Source organism: Nonomuraea candida, assembly GCF_000725485.1.
GTDB lineage: Bacteria > Actinomycetota > Actinomycetes > Streptosporangiales > Streptosporangiaceae > Nonomuraea > Nonomuraea candida.
On the sequence record NZ_JOAG01000009.1, the window covers coordinates 71,700 to 91,123 of the forward strand.

General features: G+C 74.7%; 11 protein-coding genes and 1 pseudogene. 5 read left to right on the forward strand and 7 right to left on the reverse strand.

The genetic code is table 11. The features are described 5' to 3' along the window. Window positions 1-34 precede the first annotated feature (34 nt). Window positions 35-894 (forward strand): annotated as a pseudogene (locus IO39_RS57530) (ATP-binding cassette domain-containing protein). A 94-nt stretch (window positions 895-988) separates the two neighbouring features. On the opposite strand, the gene IO39_RS08700 reads toward IO39_RS57530, so the two are convergent. Next, on the reverse strand, window positions 989-3,448 hold the full coding sequence (locus tag IO39_RS08700) for an NPCBM/NEW2 domain-containing protein (protein ID WP_169789034.1): 2,460 nt from the start codon (window positions 3,446-3,448) through the stop codon (window positions 989-991). Window positions 3,449-3,668: 220 nt separating this feature from the next. Further along, window positions 3,669-5,015, reverse strand: coding sequence for an FAD-dependent oxidoreductase (locus IO39_RS08705; RefSeq protein ID WP_052422615.1), 1,347 nt, complete (start codon window positions 5,013-5,015; stop codon window positions 3,669-3,671). A 62-nt stretch (window positions 5,016-5,077) separates the two neighbouring features. On the opposite strand from IO39_RS08705, the gene IO39_RS08710 reads away from it, so the two are divergent. Continuing rightward, window positions 5,078-5,866 carry an SAM-dependent methyltransferase gene (locus IO39_RS08710; protein WP_043618841.1) on the forward strand — a complete coding sequence of 263 codons (789 nt, stop codon included), beginning with the start codon at window positions 5,078-5,080 and terminating at the stop codon, window positions 5,864-5,866. An 86-nt stretch (window positions 5,867-5,952) separates the two neighbouring features. On the opposite strand, the gene IO39_RS08715 is transcribed toward IO39_RS08710, so the two are convergent. Genes IO39_RS08715 through IO39_RS08725 form a run of 3 tightly spaced genes read right to left on the reverse strand, consistent with a single transcriptional unit; the run spans window position 5,953 to window position 11,469 of the window. Beyond that, window positions 5,953-7,365: an SLC13 family permease gene (locus IO39_RS08715; protein ID WP_043618843.1), complete on the reverse strand. Its 1,413-nt coding sequence runs from the start codon at window positions 7,363-7,365 to the stop codon at window positions 5,953-5,955. 25 nt (window positions 7,366-7,390) lie between these two features. Next, on the reverse strand, window positions 7,391-10,243 hold the full coding sequence (locus tag IO39_RS08720) for an FAD-binding and (Fe-S)-binding domain-containing protein (protein ID WP_043618846.1): 2,853 nt from the start codon (window positions 10,241-10,243) through the stop codon (window positions 7,391-7,393). After that, entirely contained in the window at window positions 10,240-11,469 is a 1,230-nt protein-coding gene (locus IO39_RS08725; protein ID WP_245641869.1) for a pyridoxal-phosphate-dependent aminotransferase family protein, read from the reverse strand. The genes IO39_RS08720 and IO39_RS08725 overlap by 4 nt, the downstream gene beginning before the upstream one ends. An 88-nt stretch (window positions 11,470-11,557) precedes the next feature. Between IO39_RS08725 and IO39_RS08730 the strand changes: the two genes are divergently transcribed. Beyond that, window positions 11,558-12,265: an IclR family transcriptional regulator gene (locus tag IO39_RS08730; RefSeq protein ID WP_043618849.1), complete on the forward strand. Its 708-nt coding sequence runs from the start codon at window positions 11,558-11,560 to the stop codon at window positions 12,263-12,265. 124 nt (window positions 12,266-12,389) lie between these two features. Here the strand turns inward: IO39_RS08730 and IO39_RS08735 are convergent, their stop codons facing one another. Then, complete coding sequence (locus tag IO39_RS08735) at window positions 12,390-12,986, reverse strand: hypothetical protein (protein ID WP_043618853.1); 597 nt, start codon at window positions 12,984-12,986, stop codon at window positions 12,390-12,392. A 174-nt stretch (window positions 12,987-13,160) separates the two neighbouring features. Here IO39_RS08735 and IO39_RS08740 point away from each other — a divergent pair, with 174 nt between their 5' ends. Further along, the gene (locus IO39_RS08740) at window positions 13,161-14,495 is read left to right on the forward strand and encodes an MFS transporter (RefSeq protein ID WP_043618856.1); all 1,335 of its coding nucleotides are present in this window, start codon (window positions 13,161-13,163) and stop codon (window positions 14,493-14,495) included. 25 nt (window positions 14,496-14,520) lie between these two features. On the opposite strand, the gene IO39_RS08745 is transcribed toward IO39_RS08740, so the two are convergent. Further along, window positions 14,521-15,396 carry an alpha/beta fold hydrolase gene (locus IO39_RS08745; protein ID WP_043618859.1) on the reverse strand — a complete coding sequence of 292 codons (876 nt, stop codon included), beginning with the start codon at window positions 15,394-15,396 and terminating at the stop codon, window positions 14,521-14,523. A 169-nt stretch (window positions 15,397-15,565) separates the two neighbouring features. Here IO39_RS08745 and IO39_RS08750 point away from each other — a divergent pair, with 169 nt between their 5' ends. Then, entirely contained in the window at window positions 15,566-19,261 is a 3,696-nt protein-coding gene (locus IO39_RS08750) for an ATP-binding protein (RefSeq protein WP_043619321.1), read from the forward strand. The last annotated feature ends 163 nt before the right edge of the window (window positions 19,262-19,424 follow it).

Below are 19,424 nucleotides of genomic sequence, written 5' to 3' on the forward strand. Positions count from 1 at the left end.
CATCCGCTCGGGCCAGACCTCGCTGGCCAACCTGATGTACGCCACCAACCAGCTCTACGAGGAGGGCCTCTACTTCACCGACTTCCTCGACTTCTGCACCGAGGCCGAGCGACGCCTGCCGGGCCCGCGCCCGGGCGCCGTCCCCGACGGCTTCGAGTGCGTCTCGGCCTCGAAGGTGACCTTCACCTACCCCGGAGCCGACACGCCCGCCCTGCGCGAGGTGTCGGTCGAGATCAAGCAGGGCGAGGTGATCGCCCTCGTGGGCGAGAACGGCTCGGGCAAGACCACCCTGGCCAAGATCCTGTCGGGGTCTACGAACCCGACACCGGCACCGTCCGCTGGGACGACACCGACCTGCGCCAGGTCAGCCCCGAGGCGCTGCGCCTGCGCACCGCCGTCATCGCCCAGGACCACACCCGCTGGCCGCTGACCGCCCGCTACAACATCACCATGGGCACCGACAAGGGCGAGCCCGCCCTGCGCGCCGCCGCCGCCGTGGCCGGGGCCGACGAGGTCGTGGCCGAGCTCCCGCACGGCTACCGCACCCTGCTCGACCGTCGCTTCAAAGACGGCTGCGAGCTGTCCGGCGGCCAGTGGCAGCGCATCGCCGTGGCGCGCGGCTTCCACCGCGACGCCGCCCTGCTCATCTGCGACGAGCCCACCGCCGCCCTCGACGCCCGCGCCGAGCACGCCCTCTTCGAGCGCATCCGCGCCCACTCCGACGGCCGCACCGTCCTGCTCATCACCCACCGCCTGGCCAGCGTGCGCTACGCCGACCGCATCTACGTCCTCGACCACGGCCGCATCACCGAGCAGGGCGACCACGAGACCCTGATGGCGCAGGGCGGCCTCTACGCCGACCTCTACAGCCTCCAGGCGACCGCGTACCGCTGACCCTCTCTCCCCCCTCGGCCACCCCGTGCCGGGCGCGTGAGACGCCGCGCCCGGCACGGGCGGGTGGCCGGGGAGAGGGGGCTCCCCGGCCGGGTCACTCGGCGCGGAGGTTGTCGATGTGGACGTCACCGCCCGTGTTGAGGAACACCCACACCGCGCGGATGTCGCCGGGGTCGAGGGTCACGCCCACGGGGCAGCTGATCTGGTCGAAGCGTTCGGTGACGGTCCTGCTGGCGCCGGCGTTGGTCCAGGTCCACAGGCCGCCCTGGCACCAGGTCCAGTTCTCGCCCATCTGGACGGCGATCTCGCCGACGGTGCCCACGTCCCCGGCCTTGACGTCGAACTTCAGCATCGTCTTGCCGCTCAGGTCGAGCGGCGCGGCCAGCGCCCGGCCGAACCAGTTGCCGGCGACGGGAGTGGAGACTTTGAGGCCGTGCGCGCCGTCGGTGTGGAAGAGCGGGGACTGCGCCACGGTGCCGCCGTCGCCGGGGTTGGCGATGGTGAAGTCGTCGGTGCCGGACTCGAAGGAGAACAGCGTCTGCGACTCCGGCAGGACCGGGCTGTCGTCCGGCACGCCGCCGCAGGTCAGCACCGGTGCCGCCCAGTCGGCCGGCACGCCGGGCGCCGCCGACTCGGCGACCAGGCGCAGCCAGGCCGCGCCGGTCAGGTCGGCGGTGAGGGGCTCGGCCGCGCCGGAGGAGACGGGGCCGCTGGTGGCGACCGCCGCGTCGTCGGCGTACACGGTGAACGTGGCCGGGGACGCAGCCGGGCCGCCCGCCGCCGTGTCGTCGATCCCGACGTCGGTGACCAGCCGGGAGCAGCGGCCGCCCAGGTAGTAGCGCAGCTCGCTGCCGGTCGTGGTGCCCAGGCCGCGCGTGTGGACCCGGCCGCCGATCGTGATGAGGCTGCCGTCGTTCTCCAGCGCGCCGCCGTTGCTCTGGTCGGTCTCGACGGGCCCGATGGCGTTGACGCTGGTGACGGGGTCGATCGTGCTCAGGTGCCGGCGCCCGTCCCCGGGGGCGGTCACCACCACGGCGACGACCCGGCTGGACGTGACCGCCGGCCGCCGTCTGGGGCCCCAGGTGTAGGAGGCGGTGACGTCGATCGGGTAGCGGCCCGCCGGGGTGGCCGCGGGCACGCCGATCCGCCAGGCCGTCTCCAGCGTGGCGTCCGTGCCCAGCCGGGCGCGCCGGCGCTCGGTCGTCGCGGTGGCCGTCCACCCGTCGGGGACCCGCGCCGACACCGACAGGTCGCGGATCGCGCCGACGCCGCGGTTGGTGACGGCCGTGGTCAGCTCGCCGCCGCCGGCCGGGCCGGGCACGACGGTGCCCAGCTCCGCGCCGACCGTGACCGCCGGGGCCACGGAGGAGGCGTCGCGCAATGGCCGGACGCGGTAGACGACCGTGCCGTGCGCCGGCACGGCCGCCGAGATCGTGGACCTGACCTGCGTCGTACGCCCCGTCCAGACGTCCGTCAGCCGGTACGCCCGCGCGGCCCGCAACCCCGTCTCGCCCGTCGCGACGCTGACCGTGGCCAGCGTGTCGGTGGAGTTGTACAGCGCGATGGCCCGGTCGCCGTTCGCGAGCGGCTTGTCCAGCACCATCAGCCCGCCGGCGTCGGAGACGACCGCGCCCTGCACGCCGAGCCGGTCCTGGTCGATGGCGATGAGCTCCCGGTTGCCGAGGATGGCCAGGGTCTCGGGGGTGGCCTTGCGCAGGTCGGTGCCGATGATCAGCGGCGCGGCCATCATGGCCCACATGCTCATGTGGGTGCGGTACTCGGTGGCGGTCATCCCGCCGTTGCCGATCTCCAGCATGTCGGGGTCGTTCCAGTGCCCCGGCCCCGCGTACGCGGCCAGCGGCGCGTTCTGCCGGATGATCGAGCGCACGCTGGCCCAGTCGTCGCTGATGTCACCCGTCGTACGCCACAGGTGGCCGACGCCCTTCGCCCACGTCCAGGGCCGCGAGGTGCCCCATTCGCAGATGGAGTACACGATCGGCCGCCCGGTCCTGTCGAGGGCCTGGCGCATGGCGGTGTAGCGCCGGACGTAGTCCTCCTGCGAGCCGTCCGACTGGTTGTTGCAGTTGTCGTACTTCAGGTAGTCGACGCCCCAGTCCGCCCAGGTCTGCGCGTCCAGCTCCTCGTGGCCGAGGCTGCCGGGGTAGCCGGCGCAGGTCTTGGTGCCGGCGTCGCCGTAGATGCCGAGCTTGAGGCCCTTGCCGTGGACGTAGTCGGCCACGCCCTTGATCCCGCTGGGGAACTTCACGGGGTCGGGGACGAGCCTGCCGTCGGGGCCGCGTTCGCGCAGGGACCAGCAGTCGTCGATGTTGACGTACTGGTAGCCGAGGTCCTTCAGGCCGCTGGAGACGAGGACGTCGGCCGTCTCCTTGATCAGTTTCTCGTTGACGTCGCAGCCGAAGGCGTTCCAGTTGTTGAAGCCCATCGGCGGGGTCATGGCCAGGGCCGGTGGCGTCGCCCGGGCGGCCGGGGCCGGCGCCGGTGACAGCTCCGCCGCCTGTGCGGGGGCCGGCACGAGGGACCAGGCGAGTGCCAAGGACGAGGTGAGAGCCGCGAGGGAGCGTCGTAAAGGCCGTCCCCGTTTCCGCATCATGCGCCTCCAGGGGGTGACATGCGGTAGCGAATGGGGACGCTATAGACGCGGTCGGCAGGCGTCAAGATCTTGGTTAACTGGTTCACGGGGTGCTTTGTCAGATTCGGGCGCCTCGTCGGGGGGATGAGCTGGGGTGAATCGCCCTGCGTTACGGCGGCGTACGCTATGAATCGGTTAAGCGGCGGCGATTCCGGTCCTTCCGGACCGTGGGTGATCCGTGGCGGGCGGCCGCGCGCATGACGGCCGGGCGCATCAGGGCCGAGGGCGGGTTCATGAGGCCGACCACGCGGGCGAAGGCCAGCGCGCACGACGGGTCGCGGGTGGCGGCGCGCTGGACGCGGGCCACGTACCGGCCGGCCAGGCGCGACAGCAGGGGCGGCGCGCCGGGGACGCCGGGGAAGGCCAGGTCCGCCGTGAGCGCGAGCTGCCAGACGGGCTCGGTGGCGCGCCGGGCGGCGCGGAAGTAGCGGCGCTCCAGGTCGTGGCGGCCCCGGGCGAGGGTGTCGCGCAGGGCGACGGCCTGGAGGGCGGCGGCGCTCATGCCCTGGCCGTACAGGGGATCGACGCTGCACGTCGAGTCGCCGGCCGCGATCAGGCCGGGCAGCGGGGCGCGCAGGCGGTCGTAGCGGCGGCGGACCGCCTTCGGGAAGCGGGCCGGCAGGATCCGCCCGGGTGGCGGGGCGGCGCGCAGGGCGGGCATCACGTCCGTCATCGCGGCGGGGACCACGGTGGCCACGAAGTCGAGGAAGCCCGCCGGGTCGGTGGGCGGATGGTCGCCGCACATGCCGCCCGCGCTGAGGATCCAGCGCTCGCCCTCGACGCGGAACAGCGCCATGCCGCGCGGGTTGGCCGGCGTGGCGCCGACGAGGAGCAGGAGGTCGCCGCCCAGGGCGTCGTCGGGGAGTTCGAGGGAGCAGGTGCCGTAGCCGACGTTCACCTCGACCTCCTCCACCGGCGGCCGCCCGGGCCCCGCCTCGGCCAGCCAGGTCGCGGCCCGCCCCGCGCGGCCCATCGCGTCCACGACCAGCGCGGCGTCGAGCACCCGGTGGTCGTGCGGCGCGCGGGCGATGCGGGCGGCGGTCACCGCGCCGTCGCGGACGACGGGGGCGACGGCGTCCCAGCCGTCGAGGAGGGTGACGTTCGGCAGCGCGAGCAGCCGCCGGCGCACGTGGTCCTCCAGGAACGGCCGGGTCAGCGCGAGGCCGCGTTCCGGCGTCTCGGCCCGGCACATGCGCTGCCCGCCGAGCACCATGCGCGCCTGCTCCAGCGGCCGGTACGGCACCGCCCCCGCCGCCACCAGCTCCGCCACCACCCCGGGGAACAGCTCGTCGATGATCTGCCGGCCGCGCGGCAGCAGCGCGTGCGCGTGCCTGCCCTGGGGCACGCCCCGCCGGGGTCCCCCGGTCAGCCGGTCGCGTTCGACGACCGTGACGCGCGTGAAGCCGTCGGCCAGCACTCGTGCGGACAGCAGGCCCGCCAGCCCGGCCCCGAACACCACCGCGTGGTCCATTCGGACAAGATCCCGTAAGTGAACCGTTTCTGCCAAGACCCAAATGATCTATTCTCTGCGATATGTCGGAGAATGAGGCAGGGTTACCGGGGGTCGATTCGAGGACCCCGAACGCGGCGCGGATCTACAACTATTTCCTCGGCGGCAAGGACAATTTCGCCGCCGACCGGGCCGCCGCCGAGACCGTGCTCTCGATGGCGCCCGAGGTGCGGGTCGCGGCCATGGAGAACCGGGAATTCCTCGTCCGCGCGGTGGAATACCTCGCGGGGGACGCGGGCATCCGCCAGTTCGTCGACATCGGGGCCGGAATTCCGGCCGAGCGGCCCGTTCACGAGGTCGCGCAGCTCATCGACCGCGACGCCAAGGTCGCGTACGTGGACAACGACCCCATCGTCCTCACGCACTCCCGCGCGCTGCTGGGCCGGCGTCTCGGCACCGCCGTCGTCGCGGGGGACGTCCGGGAGCCGGAGGCGATCCTCGCCGCCCCCGACCTGGCCGGGCTGATCGACCTCGACCGGCCGGTGGCGGTGATCCTCATCGCGGTCCTGCACTTCGTGCCCGGCTCCGACGACCCGGCCGGGCTCGTGCACCGCCTGCTCGACCGGCTGCCCTCCGGAAGCCACGTCGTGATCACGCACCTGTCGGACGGGGGCGTGCCGGACGACCCGCGCATCGCCCGGACCCGCGCGCTCTACAACGGCGGGCTGCACTTCCGCCCGCGCAAGGAGATCGAGGCCTTCTTCGACGGGCTCGACCTGGTGGCGCCGGGGCTGGTCGGGGTGGGGCAGTGGCGCTCGGAGCCGGCCGGCGGGACCTCGTGGTGGCTGGGCGGCGTCGCCCGCAAACCCTGACGCGCGCCGGGCCCGCGCGAGCCCGGACGCCGCCGCCCGCCGCGCCCCGCGCGAGCACTGAGCCCGGCCTCGGCGGCGGGCCGGGGTCAGCCGAGCCGGCCGGGGGCCACCAGGACGGCCCAGGCGGCCAGGGGGCCGGCCAGGACGATCACGGCGCCGTACGCGAGCAGCCTGCGGTAGAAGACCTCCCGCCGCATGCCCCTGACGTTGGCCACCAGCAGCGCGCCCGTGGTCGAGAACGGGCTGACGTCCACGATCGCCGACGACACCGACAGCGCCGCGATCATCGCGATCGGCCCCGGCGTGCCCTGCGACAGCAGCGGCACGGCCAGCGGCACCAGCGCGCCCAGGATGCCCACGGTCGAGGCGAAGGCCGACACGACGCCGGCAACGTAGCAGATGAGCAGCGCCACCAGCAGCGGGATGCCGATCGCGGCCACCGCCGAGCCCACGTAGCCGATGGTGCCGATCTCCTGCAGGACGCCCACGTACGTGACGACGCCGCAGATCAGCAGCACGGTCGGCCAGGCCACCTTCTCCACGGCTCCCTTGCCGGACCGGGGGGAGGTGAGGGACAGGACGACCGCCACGGTGACGGCGGTCAGGCCGACGTCCAGCTTGAACGCCAGCACGGCCACGCAGAGCGCCAGGATGCCGGCCAGCGTCAGCGCCTGGTGCGGGGTCAGCCGCAGCCCGCCACCGGCCGCACCCTCACGGGCGACCCCGGTGCCCGCGCCTTCACGGGGGACCTCGGTGCCCGTGCCCTCACAGGCGGCCTCGGTGCCGGCGCCCGCAGGAGCCTCACGCGCGACCGCGCTCCCCGCGCCGCCGGCCGTGGCCGGGGCCGGGGTGGGGGCCGGGGCGGGGGCGGGGGCGGGGGTGATGGCGCCTCGGCGTACGAGGTCGCGGCCGCCGAAGACGAAGTAGACGGCCACGGCGGCGGCGGTGTTGAAGGCGAAGCTGGACAGGAAGAGCACCAGGTCGTCGGCGGGCAGGTTCGACTCGCGGGTGACCCCGTTCACGATCCCGCCCAGCACGCTGATCGGCGAGAACGCCCCGGCCTGCGTCCCGTGCGCGACCATGAGCCCGATCAGCATCGGGTGGATCCGGTGGTCGGCCGCGAACCCGAACGCGACCGGCGCCAGGATCGCCGCCACCGCCGGGGCCGGCGCGCCCACGGCCGTCAGCAGGGCGGAGATGGCGAACACGACGGGCGGGATGGCGGCCAGGCGGCCCCGTACGAGATGCACGGCGGCCCGTACGAGCCAGTCCACCGTGCCGTTGCCGGTCGCGATCGCGAACAGCAGCGTCACCCCGACGAGGATCACGAACAGGCTGCCGGGGAACGCGTCCAGGATGGCGTCGGTCTCCATGCCGGCGGCCAGCGTGCCGACCAGGAAGGCGCCGACGAGGGCCAGCGCCCCGAGGTTGACGGGGAAGATCGTGGCCACGACGAACATGACGATAAGGGCGAGAATGGACAGGAGTTCTGCGGACACTGCGTACTCCGATCTCCCCCGAACGTCATGGCAGGCCGGCCGCCCGATGGACGAGCTCGACCGGATGGCGGGCGGCGCGTCCCGCACCGTGGGCGATCTGCTGGCGGCAGGAGACCCCCGTGGCCGCGAGCAGGACGCCGGGCCCGGACGCGGCGATCGCCGGGAAGAGCCGGAGGCCGCCGATCTTCATGGACAGGTCGTAGTGCTCGGCCTCGAAGCCGAACGATCCGGCCATGCCGCAGCAGCCGGCGTCGATCTCCCGTACCTTCGCGCCGGGGATCCTGGACAGCAGCGCGAGGGTGGCGGCGGTGCCGGTGACGGCCTTCTCGTGGCAGTGGCCGTGCAGGAGGATCTCGCGCCCGCGCAGCGCGTCGCCCAGGACCAGCGAGCCCTCGTCGACGGCCGCGACGAGCAGCTCGGGGACGAGCCGGGCGCGGGCCGCCACCGCCGCCACGCGGGGGTCGCCCGGGAGCAGGGCGGCGTACTCGTCCTTGAGCGTCAGCAGGCAGGACGGCTCCAGGCCGACGATCGGGGCGTCCGAGCCGGACAGGCGGGTGAGCAGATCGCCGGCCGTCGCCCGCGCCCGGTCGAGCAGGCCCTTGGAGATGGCGGCCCGGCCGCAGCAGCCCTCGGCGGCCAGGCGCACCCGGTAGCCGGCGCGCTCCAGCAGCTCCACGGCCGCGCGGCCGACGGCCGGCTCGGTGTAGGTGGTGAACGAGTCCGCCAGCAGGATGACCTCCCGCGCCGTCCCGGGCTTCCGCGTCTCCCGCGCCGTCCCGGGCTTCCGCGTCTCCCGCGCCGTCCCGGGCTCCCGCGCCTGCTCGCCGCCCGGGCGTGGCGGTTTCCTGCGGGCGAACCAGCGCACCAGGTTGTCCCGCCGGAAGCGCGGCAGCGGGCGCCGGGTGCTCAGGCCGAGCGGCCCGCGCACGGCGGCGGCCAGCCAGTTCGACAGCGGCGCGGTGGCCGAGCCGAGCCGGTTGAGCGTCCTGATCGCGCCGAACGCCCGCGCCCGCGCCGGCACGCCGTGCACGGCCTGGTACTGGTGGAGGAACTCGCTCTTCATCGCCGCCATGTCCACCCCGAGCGGGCACTCCGACTGGCACGCCTTGCACTCCAGGCAGAGGTCGAGGATGCCGTGCAGCCGCTCGTCGCCCAGCTCCGCGCCCGGATCGGGCGAGGACAGCGCCTTGACCAGGGCGTTGGCCCGGCCCCTGGTGGAGTGCTCCTCCTCCCGGGTGGCCATGTACGACGGGCACATGACGCCCGTGTCGTCCTTGCGGCACACGGCGATGTTCATGCACCGGTCGGCCGCCCCGTGCAGGCCGCCCGGCCCGAACGACAGGGCGGTGGCCAGCGGGCGCGGCTCGGGCGCCGCCGGGTCCCTCAGGTGCTCGGTCATGGGCGGCGCGTCCACGATCTTGCCCGGGTTCAGCCGGCCGTGCGGGTCGAAGACGTGCTTGACCTGCCGCATCGCCTCGTAGATCCGGTCGCCGAACAGCCGCCGGTTGAACTCGGAGCGGGCCAGCCCGTCGCCGTGCTCGCTGGAGTTCACGCCGCCGTGCCTGGCCGCCAGGTCGGCGATCTCCTCGGCCACCTTCCGCATCCGGCCGATCTCGCCGGGCGCGCGCAGGTCCACGAACGGGCGGATGTGCAGGCAGCCGACCGAGCAGTGGCCGTAGAAGCCGGCCCGCAGCCCGTGCCGGTCGAGCACGGCGGCGAACTCCTCGACGTACGGCAGCAGCCGCTCCGGCGGCACGGCCGTGTCCTCCACGAACGCCAGCGGCCTGCGGCTGCCCACGCTGGAGGCCATCAGCAGGCCGAGCCCCGCCTTGCGCACCTTGAGCACGGCCGCCTGCTCCCGCGCGGTGACGGCCTTGAGCGTGTGGTAGCCGTGGCCGTTCGCCTTCCAGGCGGCGGCCAGCCTGTCCACGCGGTCGGCCACCTCGGCGGGGGCGTCGCCGAAGAACTCCACGAACAGCAGCGCCTCCGGCTCGCCCGCCAGCAGGCCGCCGAGCCCGGCGTAGTCCACCCGCCGCCTGGACAGGTCGAGGATGGCCTTGTCCAGCAGCTCCACCGAGGCGGCGCCCAGGGACAGGGCGTCGGAGGTGGCGGCGATCGCGGCCGGGGTGGAGGTGAAGTGGCCGACGGCGATGGCCTTGGCCCGGGGCAGGTCCACCAGGCCCACGGTGGCCTCGGTCACCACGGCCAGCGTGCCCTCGGAGCCGGCGATCAGCTTGGTGAGGTCTCCGCCGGCGGCGGCGTCGAGGCGGAAGCCGCCCGAGTGGCGCCAGAAGCGTGGGAACCCCGACAGGTCGAGCCCGTCCAGCACGCCGGCGACCGCCGCCTTCAGCCGGGCGTCGGTGGCCAGGTCGGGCGTGGTGGCGTCGGCCAGCACCACGCGCAGCGCCTGGACGTGGTCGATGGTGGAGCCGTAGCGGACGGAGTGGCTGCCGGCCGAGTTGTTGCCGATCATGCCGCCGATCGTGGCCCGGTCGCTGGTCGAGGTGTCGGGCCCGAACATCAGGCCGTGCCGGCGGGCGGCCCGGTTGAGCTGGTCCTGCACCACGCCGGGCTGCACCCTGGCGGTCCGGCCGTCGATCTCCAGGATGCGGTTCATGTGCCGGGAGAAGTCGACGACCACGGCCGCGCCGACCGTCTGTCCGGCCAGGCTGGTGCCCGCGCCGCGCGGCAGCACCGGCACGCCCAGCTCGCCGCAGGCCGCCACCAGGGCCTGGACGTCGTCGGCGTGCCGGGGGAAGGCGACGGCGAGCGGCTCGATGGCGTACATGCTGGCGTCGGAGGAGTACAGGTGCCTGGTGTACGGGTCGTCCCTGACGTCGCCGGCCAGGAGCGGGCCCAGCGCGCGGGCCAGGCTCATCCGACCCCCTCCGCGCCCGCCGCGCCGTCCGATCCCGCCGCGCCCGCGCCTGCCGCGCCCGCGCCTGCCGCGCCCGCGCCTGGCGGGCCGGCCGGTTTCTCCAGGTACGCCAGCGCCGCCCGCGCCCCGCCCTCCTTGATCGGCACCCCGGCTCCCGCCAGGCCCATCTCGACCCCGCTCAGCGTGCCCGCCAGCATGAGGTCGTTGAAGTGGCCGAGGTGCCCGATGCGGAAGACGCGCCCGGCCAGCCGGCCCAGCCCGGTGCCGAGCGACATGTCGTACCGCTCCAGGATCAGCCGCCTGACCGCGTCGGCGTCGTGCCCGTCCGGCAGCAGCACGGCGGTGAGCGAGCTGGAGTGCTCGCGCTCGTCGGCGCAGAGCACCTCCAGCCCCCACCCGCGCACCGCCCGCCTGGTCGCCTCGGCGTGCCGGTCGTGCCGGGCGAAGACCGCCTCCAGGCCCTCCTCCGCCAGCATCACCAGCGCCTCGCGCAGGCCGTACAGCAGGTTGGTGGGCGGCGTGTACGGGAAGGAGCCGCGCCGGTTGGCCGCGATGACCGGCTCCCAGTCCCAGTACGAGCGCGGCAGCCGCCCCCGCCGCGCCAGCGCCTTCTCGCTGACCGCGTTGAACCCCAGGCCGGGCGGCAGCATGAGCCCCTTCTGCGAGCACCCGACGGTCACGTCCACGCCCCACTCGTCGTGGTGGTAGTCCATCGAGCCCAGCGACGAGATCGTGTCCACCAGCAGCAGCGCGGGATGCCCGGCCCGGTCGAGGGCGGCGCGCAGCTCGGGGACGCGGCTGCGCACGCCGGTCGAGGTCTCGTTGTGCACCACCATCACGGCGGCCACGTCGGGCGTGAGCCGCGCGGCCAGCGCGCCGGGGTCGGCGCCGTGCCGCCAGTCGCCGGGCACGAGGTCCACCACCAGCCCGAGCCTGGCGGCCATCTCGCACCACAACGAGGAGAAGTGCCCGGTCTCGAACGCGACCACCTTCTCGCCCGGCGACAGCGTGTTGACCAGCGCCGCCTCCCACGCCCCCGTCCCCGACGACGGATAGATCACGACGGGGCCCGCCGTGCGGAAGACGGTCTTCAGCCGTTCGAGCAGCTCGCCCGCTAGCGCGGCGAACGCCGGGCCCCGGTGGTCGATCGTGGGCCGGGCGATCGCGCGCAGCACCCGGTCGGGAACGTTGGTCGGCCCAGGGATCTGCAGGAAGTGCCGGCCCACTGTCTTGCCACCTCCGTGCCATGACACGGCACGGCGTGCCGTGTAGCGGTTCATTAACATTAAAATCACCCCCCAGAGGAGTCAATGCATGCAGAACGTGATCAACGCCCTCCGTGTGCTCGAAGAGGTCGCCGCCCGCCAGCCGATCGGCGTGGGCGAGCTGGCCCGGGCGCTCGGCCTGCCCAAGAGCACCGTGCAGCGCTCGCTCGTGACGCTGCACGAGGCGGGCTGGATCAGGCCGGGGGGCGAGGTCACGCGCTGGCAGGTGACCAGCAAGGCGTTACGCCTCGCCCGCAGGACCGAGCTGGGGCTGCGCGACGCGGCCGTGCCGGTCATGGAGGAGCTGCGGCAGCGCACCGGCGAGACGATCCACCTGATGGTGCCCGAGGGCGACGCCGTGGTGCTGATCGAGCGGCTGGAGACCGACAAGCCGCTGCGCATCGTGCTGCCGCTGGGCACCCGGCTGCCGCTGCACGCCTCGGCCAACGGCAAGGCCGTCCTGGCCCATCTCGACCGCACGCTCGCCGAGCTGCCCGGCTACACCGACACCACGATCACCGACCCGCGCCTGCTGCGGGCCGAGCTGGCGGCGGTCGCCGAGCGCGGCTACGCCGACAACCGGGGTGAGTGGCGCTCCGACATCGCCGCCGTCGCCGCCGCGATCCTCGGCCCGGCCGGCCCGGTCGCCAGCCTCAGCGTCTCGACGCCGGCCAGCCGCATGACGGAGGAGCTGCGGGCGGAGTACGGCAAGCTGGTCCGCCGGGCCGCCGCGACCCTGGGGGAGACGCTCGGCTGACGCGCCGTGCCCGCCGCCCCCGGAGCGGCCTCGTCACTGCGGGCGGACCGGCGAGCCCGTTCCGTCACTGCGGACGGCCGGCGAGCCCGTTCCGTCACTGTGGGCGGCCGGCGAGCCGGTTCCGTCACTCCGGGTGGACGTCGGTGCCCGGGCCCGGCTGCACCGGGTTCTTCGACGGGCTCTGCGGCCCGCTCGTCGGGCTGGTCTGCCCCGGGCTGGGCGGCTCGGTGACGCCGGGCGTGGCCGAGGGCGGGCCCGCCGGCGACGGGGTGAGGCTCGCGTACTGGCCGATCCGCGCCTTGACCGGCACCATCACGCGCACCGACTTGGCCTCGCGGAAGGTGAACGTCATCGGCACCGTGTTGCCGCGCGCGCCCGTGACCGTGCCGATGACCTGGTTGTTCATGCCGACCGCCTGCCCGGGAGGCAGCGCGACCGGACCGGCCAGCCGCACGTCGCCGCCCCCTTCGACGGTGATCCGTTCGAGCTGGTCGGGCCGCTGCCCGTCGTTGACCAGCACCGCGTACAGGGGGAGCTGGGGCGGGGGCGAGGCCGGGTCGTCGCCGCCGAGGAGGAAGGCGTTGCGCAGGGACAGGGTCTTGCCCACGTTGGCGTTGGCGCCGTCGTTCTGCGGCATCCTGTTGGCCTTGTCGAAACCCGCGTTCGCGCACCCCGTGGCCAGCACGGCCAGCACCAGCGCGGCGGAGGCGATGGGACGCATCGCTCTGCCCTCCTCCCGAGACGTCGTCCTTCCGCTACCCCCGAAACGCCGCCCCGAATCAGGCCGCGCGGGAGTCGCGGCGGGGCCGGGCGGAACGGTGTTCGCCCTGGTGACCATCCATGTCCCGTCATGTACCGTCGCGGTTGACGGCGTGACCTACCCCAGGAGCGGTAGATGGCCCAGCAGCGAGGATCAGAGGCGACAGATCAGCGCAGGCGGCGGCAACTGGTGCGGGCGGTGGTCGCCTCCGCCGTGGGCACCTCGATCGAGTGGTACGACTTCTTCCTCTACGGCTTCGCCGCCGGCACCATCTTCGCGGAGCTGTTCTTCCCCACCAGCGACCCCACGACGGGCCTGCTGCTCGCCCTCGGCACCTACTTCGGCGGCTTCGCCGCCCGCCCCATCGGCGCGGCGATCTTCGGCCACTACGGCGACCGCATCGGCCGCAAGGCCACCCTCATCATCACCCTCCTGACCATGGGGGTCGCCACCGCGCTCGTCGGCCTGGTGCCCACCTACGAGCAGATCGGCATCTGGGGCGGCATCCTGCTCACCCTCCTGCGCCTGCTGCAGGGCATCAGCGTCGGCGGCGAATGGGGCGGCTCGGTGCTGCTGGCCACCGAATGGGGCAGGACGCGCGGCGGCCGGCGCGGCTTCCTGGGGAGCTGGCCGCAGTTCGGCGTGCCCGTCGGGCTCGTGCTCGGCTACCTGGCCCTGGAGGTGTTCCAGCCGCTGCACCCCTACTGGGGGTGGCGCATCCCGTTCCTGCTCAGCATCGTGATGGCGGCCATCGGCCTCTACATCAGGCTCGGCATCCTGGAGACGCCCGTCTTCGAGAAGGTCGTCAGGGAGAACCGGGTCGAGCGGGTGCCGGTGCGGCTGGTCATCGCCAGGAACTGGCGGGAGATCGTGCTCAGCGCGCTGCTGCGCACCGGGCAGCAGGCGCCGTTCTACATCTTCACTGTCTTCATCCTCACCTACGCCACCACGACCCTCGGCTTCGAGCGGAGCGACGTCTACTCGTACGTGATCGCCGCCGGTCTGGTCTCCCTGGTCACCGTGCCGTTCTGGGGTTACGTCTCCGACCTGGTGGGACGCAGGCGGCTCTACATGATCGGCGCCGCCCTCATGGTGGTGTGGTCGTTCGTCTACTGGCCGCTGCTCGACACGCGCGTGCCCGCGCTGGTCTTCCTGGCCATCGTGCTGGCCGCGCCCATCCACGACATCCAGTACGGCCCGCAGGCCACGTTCATCGCCGAGAGCTTCACCGGCCGGCTGCGGTACAGCGGCGCCTCGCTCGGCTACCAGCTCGCCTCGGTGACGGCCGGCGGGCCCGCGCCGCTGATCGCGGTCTGGCTGTACGCCACGTACGGCAGCTCGCTGTCCATCGCGATCTACATGGCGATCTGCGCCGCGATCAGCGTCGTGGCGGCCTGGGCCCTCAAGGACCGCTCGCAGCAGGACTACGCCGTCGAGTACGACGAGGCGCGTCCCGCCGCGAGCCAGTAGACGCCGCCCGCCGGGAGACGCGTGGCTACCGGGTGAGCAGCTCGCGCAGGGCCTTGACCACCTCCGCCGGCGCCTCCTCGGCCATGAAGTGGCCGCAGGTGACCGTACGGTGGTCGAGGTCGTCAGCCCAGGCCCGCCACCGCTCGGCCGCGTCGAAGCCCAGCGCCGCGCCCCAGTCCTGCTGCAGCACCGTCAGCGGCATGCCCAGCCGCCGTCCGGCCCGCCGGTCGGCCTCGTCGTGCTCGACGTCCACGGTGGCCGTGGCCCGGTAGTCGGCCACGATCGACGGCACGGCCTCGCGCGACGCCTTGAGGTAGGCGGCGCGCACGTCGGCCGGGATCGCGTTCGGGTCGTTGGCCCACAGGTCGAGGAAGTAGCCGAAGAACTCGTCCGCCGCCCCGCTGATCATGGCCTCGGGCAGTCCCGGGGGCTGCGCCATCAGGTACAGGTGGAACCCGACGGCGGCCGAGCGGCCGCGCATGACGTCCCAGGAGTCGAGCGTCGGCAGCACGTCCAGGGAGGCCAGGTGGGTGACGGCCTCCGGGTGGTCGAGCCCGGCCCGGATCGCCACGAGCGCGCCCCGGTCGTGCCCGGCCAGCGCGAACCGGTCGTGCCCGAGCGCCCCGGCCAGGGCGACGACGTCGGCGGCCATCGTGCGCTTGGAGTAGGTCTCGCCGGTGTCGGCGGGCTTGTCGCTGTCGCCGTAGCCGCGCAGGTCGGGGCAGATGACGGTGTGGTCGGCGGCCAGGTCGGCGGCGACGTGCCGCCACATCAGGTGCGTCTGGGGGAAGCCGTGCAGCAGCACGATCGGGCTGCCCGAGCCGCCGACGGCGACGTTGAGCGCCACGCCGTCGGCGACGGTGACGCGCCGCTGGGTGAATCCGGTGATCTGAGGTGCCATGTCGGCTCTCCCTGTGTCCGTACGAGGTTCGTGACGTCCGTCTGGACGGCCCCGGCCCGTGGTCCGGCCGGTGACGTCACCCAACCTGCCGTCCTCCGATCAGCGCCCGGTCAGTGGCGGGTCAGCGATGGCCGCACCGCTCCCACCTGCGGATAACTTGGAGGTCAGGATGGTGACTTTCGGGGTGCTGGGCCCGCTGACGGCCGACGACGACCACGGCCCTGTCAAGCTCGGGGGCGCGCGGCACCGTGCCGTGCTGGCCCGGCTGCTGATCGCCAGGGGCCGGGTCGTGCCGGTGTCGTGGCTGATCGACGACCTGTGGGAGGAGCGGCGGGAAGGGGCGCTCGGGGCCGTGCAGACGTTCGTCGGCGCGCTCAGGAAGGCCCTCGAACCCGGCCGCCCGCCGCGCACCCCCGCGCGGCTCCTGGTCACCTCGCCTCCCGGCTACGCGCTGCGCGCCGAGCCGGAGGCGGTGGACGCCTGGCGGTTCGAGTCCGCCGTCGCCGGCGCCGCCCGGCTGCCGGCCGAGGAGGCCTACACCCTGCTCACCGAGGCGCTGGGGCTCTGGCGGGGGCCGGCGTACGCGGAGTTCGCCGAGCAGGACTGGGCGCGCGGCGAGGCGGCCCGGCTGGACGAGCTGCGGCTGCTGGCCGTCGAACGCCGCGCCGAGGCGGCCCTGGCCTCCGGGCGGGCCGCCGAGACGGTGCCCGACCTGGAGGCGCACGTGGCGGGGCATCCGCTGCGCGAGGACGGGTGGCGGCTGCTCGCGCTGGGGCTGTACCGGAGGGGGCGGCAGGGCGACGCGCTGGCCCAGTTGCGGCGGGCCAGGGAGGTGCTGCGGACCGAGCTCGGGGTGGACCCGGGGGAGGCGCTGCGCCGCCTCGAATCCGACATCCTCCTCCAGTCCCCCCACCTCACCGACACCCCGCCCTCCGCACCCTCCACCCCCCGACCGGCGGGGGCACCCGCCTCAGGACCGGTGCCTGCCTCCGGAGCGGCGTCCGCCTCCCGGCCGGAGTCCCCGCCCTCTGGCTCGTCGGGGGCGGAGCCGGGCGGGCATCCGTTCGTCGGGCGGGTCGCGGAGCTGGGCGAACTGGAAGGGGTCGCGGCGGACGTCGTGGCACACGGGCGGGCGAGGCTCGTGCTGGTGTCCGGTGCGGCGGGAGCGGGCAAGACCTCGCTGGCCGGGATGCTGGCCCGGCGCCTGACGTCCGGCGGCTGGACCGCCGCGTGGGGCGCCAGTCCCGAACTGCGGGGCGCGCCCGCCGCCTGGCCGTGGACGCAGATGCGCGACCAGCTCACCGCGGCCGGCCACCTGCCCCCTGAGCCCTCACCCGCCGACCCGCACGAGCCCCCCGGCGCACCCGGACGGCCAGGTCACCGGGAAGGCCGGGGCGAGGCCCGCCGGGAAGGGCGGGAGACAGACCGCTGGGAGGGGCGGGAGGAAGGGGGCCCGGAAGGGCGTGGGGGTGTGGCGCTGGCCGCGCGGTTCAGGCGGCGTCGCGCCATCGCCGCCGGGCTGGCCGAGGTCGCCGGGCGGGCGCCGTTGCTCCTGGTCTTCGACGACCTGCACTGGGCCGACGAGGAGACCCTCGCGCTGCTCACCACGCTGGCCGGAGACCTGGGCGCGGCGCCGGTGCTGATCGTCGGCACGTACCGTTCGACCGAGATCTCCGCCGGGCTGTCGGAGGCGCTGGGCCGGATCTCGCGGGCCGAGCCGGCGCGCGTCTACCTGGGCGGCCTGACCGAGCCCCAGGTGCGCGAGCTGGTCCAGACCATCACCGGCCGCGACCCGGGCGACGGCGGCGCGGCCCGGACGATCCACGCGCGCAGCGGCGGCAACCCCTTCTTCGTCCGGGAGCTCACCCGCCTGTGGGAGAGCGAGGGCGACGCGGCGCTGCACACGGTCCCCGCCGGCGTGCGCGACGTCATCCGGCACCGCCTGGCCGGGCTGTCGGAGGCGGCGCGCACCCACCTCCGCCAGGCCGCCGTGGTCGGCCAGGAGGTCGATCTCGACGTGCTGATCCCGCTGGCGGGCGACGAGGACGAGGTCCTGGACTCCGTCGAGTCCGCCCTGATCGCCGGCTTCCTCGTCGAGCGGGACGCCGACCGGCTGCGCTTCGCCCACGCGCTGGTGCACGAGACGCTCTACGACGACGTCACGCGCGCCCGCCGCGCCCGCTGGCACGCCAGGGCCGCCGAGATCGTCGAACGCGTCCGGCCCGGCGACGTGGAGACCATCGCGCACCATTGCGTCCGCGCCGGGGGCAGGGCCGACGCCGCCCGCACCGCCCGCTACGCCCGCGCCGCCGCCGAGCGGGCGGAGCGCAGGTCCGCCCCGCACGAGGCGGCCCGCCTCTGGCGCGCCACCCTCGACGCCCTCGACCGCGCGACCCCCGCGGGCTCTCCTGACGGCGGTGCGAAGTCCGTTCTCCCCGGCGGCGGTACGGTCCGCGGGGCCGGAGAGGAGTGGCCCGGAGGAGAGGTGGTCCGTACCGGTGGCGGGCCGGTGCGGCTGGAGGCGGTCATGGGGCTGGTCAGGGCGCTGGCCGTGATCGGCGAGCTGCACGAGTCGCGCCGCCACCGGGCGGAGGCGGCCGCGGCGGCCGAGGCGCTGGGCGATCCGGTGCTGGCCGCGCGGGTGATCGGCGCCTTCGACGTGCCCGCCGTCTGGACCGCCAACGACGACCCCGCCCTGTCGGCCCGGCTGGCCGCCGCCGCCGAGCGTACGCTGGCCGCCCTGCCGCCCACCGGCCACGACGCCGAACGCGCCCGGCTGCTGATCACCATCGCCATGGAGCGGCGCGCCGACCCGGCACGGCGCGGGGCCGAGGCGGCGCGCGAGGCCGAGGCGATCGCCCGCCGCCTGGGCGACCGCACGCTGCTGGCGTACGCGCTCAACGGCCGGTACATGCAGACCTTCGAGCGGGCCGGCCTCGCGCCCGAGCGGGCCGCGATCGGCGCGGAGATGCTGGAGGTGGCGGCCGGTGACGACGGGCTGGTGACGTTCGAGGTGCTCGGGCATCTCGTCCTGCTCCAGGCCAGGGCCGCGCTGGCCGACCTGGAGGCCGCCGACCGGCACGCGGCCGCCGCCGACCGCCTGGCCGAGCGGTACGACCTGCCGCTCGTCGGCGTGTTCACCACCTGGTACGCCGCCCTCCGCCTGGCCGTGAGGGGCGGCGGGGGTGACGCGGCGCGTGCGGCGTACCGGACGGCGGCCGCCCGGCTCAGCGGCACGGGCATGCCGGGCGTCGAGGAGGGCATCCTGCCTCTCGCGCTGCTGTGCCTGCGGGTGGCGGAGCATGACCCCGGCGCGCCAGGTGCCGCCTCCCGGAAGGGCGCGGGGCACGACCTGGACGTGCCCGGTGCCGTCTCCGGGACGGCTGCGGGGGCCCGGCGGGCCGTCGCGGGGCACGACCCCGGCGTCCCCGGCGCGATGGGCGACCGGTGGGACGGGACGGCCGGCAGGTGGGGGCCGTACGAGGCGTGGGGGAGGGCTCTGACCCTGTTCGGGGAGGGGCGGCGCGAGGAGGCGGTGCGGGCCGTCGCCGCGATCCCCGACTCTCCGCAGGACCTGCTCTTCGAGGCCAGGACCGGCCTGCACGCCGTGGCCGCCGTCACGGCCGGTGACCGGGCGGCCATGGAGCGCCTCCACGAGCGGCTGCTGCCCGCCGAGGACGAGCTGGCGGGGGCGGGCAGCGGGCTGGTCACGCTCGGCCCGGTCGCGTTGTACCTCGGCCGCCTGGCCGCGGCCCTGGGACGGCACGAGCAGGCCGCCGGACATTTCCGGAAAGCGGAGGAGGTCGCCGGCCGGGCCGGCGCCCCGCACTGGGCCGCCGCCGCCCGCGCGGCGGCCACTCGCTAGTCTGCATGTCATCACGGGACGCGGCCCGCCCGTCGTCACGGGACCCGCAGGTCACGGGAGATGGCCTGCGTGCCGTGACCGGACGCGGCCCTCGTGTCGTGACGGGACGGCCGGGGCCGGTGCGGACCACCGAGGTGCGGTGTTCGTCATCCGGCGCCCCGCT